The 2955-nt window shown below is 71.2% G+C and carries 3 protein-coding genes and 1 pseudogene; 2 read left to right on the top strand and 2 right to left on the bottom strand.

Annotation, left to right across the window (positions count from 1 at the left end):
* Nucleotides 1–512 (bottom strand): annotated as a pseudogene (locus ACFWBF_RS31070) (hypothetical protein); the annotation flags it as partial.
* A gap of 278 nt (nucleotides 513–790) precedes the next feature.
* Between ACFWBF_RS31070 and ACFWBF_RS31065 the strand changes: the two are divergent.
* A complete protein-coding gene (locus ACFWBF_RS31065) occupies nucleotides 791–1201 on the top strand; it encodes a rodlin (RefSeq protein WP_385607745.1) in 411 nt (136 codons plus the stop codon).
* Nucleotides 1202–1286: 85 nt separating this feature from the next.
* On the opposite strand, the gene ACFWBF_RS31060 is transcribed toward ACFWBF_RS31065, so the two are convergent.
* On the bottom strand, nucleotides 1287–1928 hold the full coding sequence (locus ACFWBF_RS31060; protein WP_385607743.1) for a vitamin K epoxide reductase family protein: 642 nt from the start codon (nucleotides 1926–1928) through the stop codon (nucleotides 1287–1289).
* A gap of 192 nt (nucleotides 1929–2120) precedes the next feature.
* On the opposite strand from ACFWBF_RS31060, the gene ACFWBF_RS31055 reads away from it, so the two are divergent.
* Nucleotides 2121–2955, top strand: an 835-nt coding sequence (locus ACFWBF_RS31055; RefSeq protein ID WP_385607741.1) for a DUF6227 family protein, incomplete at its 3' end; no start/stop codon positions are given.

Here is a 2955-nt window from a genome sequence, read left to right as displayed (position 1 = left end):
ACCGCGGGAACCGCCGGCACCGCGGGAACCGCCGGCACCGCGGGAACCGCCGGCACCGCGGGAACCGCCGGCAACACCGGGTTGGATACGGGGAGCTGCGGGATGTCGGGGATATCAGGGATGTCGGGGATCTCGGGGATCTCGGGGATCGCCGGGATCTCGGGGATCGCCGGGATCTCGGGGATCGGGATCGCGGGGATGTCCGGGATCGCCGGCAGGTTCGGCAGGTTGGGCAGCTGGATCGGCGGCAGCTTCACCCCCGGCAGCAGGGTCCCCAGGGAGGTGGTGAGGTCCGCCAGCATCTTGGAGACGCTCGCGAGGATGTCGTCCAGCGGGCCGGCCGCCGCCGCACGCTCGTTGATCTCCTCCTGGGCTGCCGCCACTCGTTCCCTGAGGGCGGCGGCCCCGGCACCGTCCGCGGCGCCCGCGGGGGCAGCCGCGCCGGAGAGTATGACGACCGCGAGGGCCGACGGGACGAGGGTGCGGATGCGGGAGCGCTTCGTGCGGTGCATGGATGATCCGTTCTGGTGGTCGCAGAAACGGACCCGATCGATCCGCCTCCTTACCCACCGTGCGAACAGCTCTTACGGAGCGCAACAGGAACTTGAAGCCACGGGCGCCCCCACGAGCCGCGTACGGGCTTCGCGCACGTGTCCGGAGCCGGATCACCCGGCCGGGGAAAACCTCACCCCCCGCAGGCCGTTTGAGTGAAGCAGCAGAACCAACCCTCCACGCGGGCAGTTGATCAGGGCGCTCCACTAGCGGGCACTCGTGCGACAAAAGGATCAAGATGCTCAAGAAGATCATGACTGCTGCCGCGGTCACCGCCGCCGCCGTCGGCGCGGGCGCTGCTGTCGCGGCCCCGGCCATGGCGATCGGCAACGACAACGGGATCACCACCGTCAACGGAAACGCTTCGCAGCAGATCTACGGCAACCAGAAGACCCACGGCGACTTGAGCCCGCAGCTCGGCCTGGTCCAGGGCACGCTGAACAAGCCCTGCGTCGCCCTGCCGGTGAAGGTCAACGCCCAGTCTCTCGTTGCCCTGCTCAACGTCGGCGTCCAGGACATCAACGTCCTGTCGAACCCGCAGAACCAGCAGTGCACCGAGAACTCCACCCAGGCCAAGGGCGACGAGCCGCTCTCGCACATCCTGGACAACATCCCGGTCCTGTCGGGCAACGGCTCGGTCGGCAGCTGATCTCCACCCCCTTTTCCGGTCGAGGGCCCCGGCAGCCTCCAGCTGCCGGGGCCCTCGCCTGTGCGCCGCGGGTATGCCGCCGCCGTCAACTCGTCCAGAACTCCCACCACCGGGTCAGGATCAGCATCCCGATGACGCCGACGTGCACGGCGGGCGGGACCCAGCCGAACTCGGCGAGGAAGCCCCGCACCGGGGCGGGCGCCGGGAGCGTGCCCGTGCGGACGTTGTGCGCGGTGACCGCCCAGAACATCAGCAGGGTCGCCACCCAGGCCAGGCAGCACCACAGGCAGAGCGCGTTGATCTCGTAGAGCGACTGGACCATCAGCCAGGAGCAGAAGCCGACGCCGAAGGCGGTGCCGGCGTTCAGACCGAGCCAGAACCAGCCACGATGGCGGGCGCCGGCCAGCAGGCCCGCGCCGACGCACACGACGACCCCGTACGTGGCCAGCCCCAGCATGGGGTTGGGGAAGCCGAAGACCGCGGCCTGGTCGCTCTGCATGACGCTGCCGCAGGAGACGACGGGGTTCAGACTGCAGGCGGGCTTGAAGTCCGGGTCCTCCAGCAGCAGGAACTTGTCGAGGGTGATCACCCAGGAGGCCAGCAGTCCGGCGGCGCCGGTCAGGATCAGCAGCCAGGCCAGCCCCCGGGGGGTGGCGGGCGGTTCGCCTTCGGTGGGGTTGCGGGGCCGTCCCTGTTGGCGGGGGACGCCCACGGTATTCGTTGCCATGCGGCCCATAGTCCCGTCTTCCCTTGCATACCGGGCCGAATCATGCTCATACATAAGGAAGTTGACCTGAAGGGGTGGCGCGAACCCCGGATGCTTCCCGGACGTTTTACCGAACCCCGGACGTGCTGTCAGAGCCAGGGGCTACGGTGAGCTTCCGCGAAGTCACAAGCTGCGACGGCCTGGAGACCCACCTTGAGCGATCCGTACGAGACAACCGAGGCGCACCTCGAGCGACTCCTGGGCCGCGCCCTCAACTCCTTCGACCTGCCTGACCGGTTGGTCGAGCGCCTCGGCACGGCGCTCGCCCACAGCTCCTCGCTGTACACCGCCCACCGCAGCCAGGCGGAGGGCGTGTGGCGGGAGACCCACCGGCATGCGTATCTGCTGGCCGACGGCGGGGCGGTGTCGCTGTGGGAGCTGGCGTACCGGCTGCGGGGTGACCGGGCGGTGCGGCACGAGATCTTCGCGAGCAAGGCCGAGACCTGCCTGGCCGTGACCCGATTGTTCGGCGAGGCTCCCGCCGAGGCGCTGCTGGACCCGACGGTGACCGGATCCGATGAGGACGACGCGAGCGGTGTGGCCGCACTGGGCGCGCTGTTCGCGGCCGCCGCGGCCGCGCCGGCGCGGCGCCACCGGGAGTACGCCGTGGAGGAGTCCGCCGACCACGCCCGGCGGGTGCTGCGCCGCGCGGAGAACCCGGACCGCCCCGGCGAGGGGGTGGCGGAGCAGCTGCGGTCGGCGTACGCGCACCAGATCACGCAGGCCTTCGGCGGCCGGCGATGCGTGTCGAACGGCCGGCGGGAGGCGGGCTTCAGCCTGTACGAGCACGCCTTCGTCCTGCTGGACGGGAGCGAGCTCAGCCTGTGGGAGGTCGAACACACGGCGACGCCGGACGGGCGGCACATGTGCGAGGTGTACGAGAGCGAGGCGGCCGCGGGGGGGGGGGGGGGGGGGCGCGGGCGGGGGGCCGGGGGCCGCCCCCCCCGCCCGCGGGCGCCGGCCCGGGGGGGTGGAAGGGCGAGGGGGC

Source organism: Streptomyces sp. NPDC060028 (assembly GCF_042736725.1).
In the GTDB taxonomy this organism is placed as follows: Bacteria; Actinomycetota; Actinomycetes; order Streptomycetales; family Streptomycetaceae; genus Streptomyces.
This window is presented reverse-complemented; position numbering and strand designations above follow the sequence as displayed.

What these genes read in the sequence shown, in the direction of transcription:
- ACFWBF_RS31065 (WP_385607745.1), top strand. Translation starts at nt 791, where the DNA reads ATGCTCAAGAAGATCATGACTGCTGCCGCGGTCACCGCCGCCGCCGTC.
- ACFWBF_RS31060 (WP_385607743.1), bottom strand. Translation starts at nt 1,928, where the DNA reads ATGGCAACGAATACCGTGGGCGTCCCCCGCCAACAGGGACGGCCCCGC.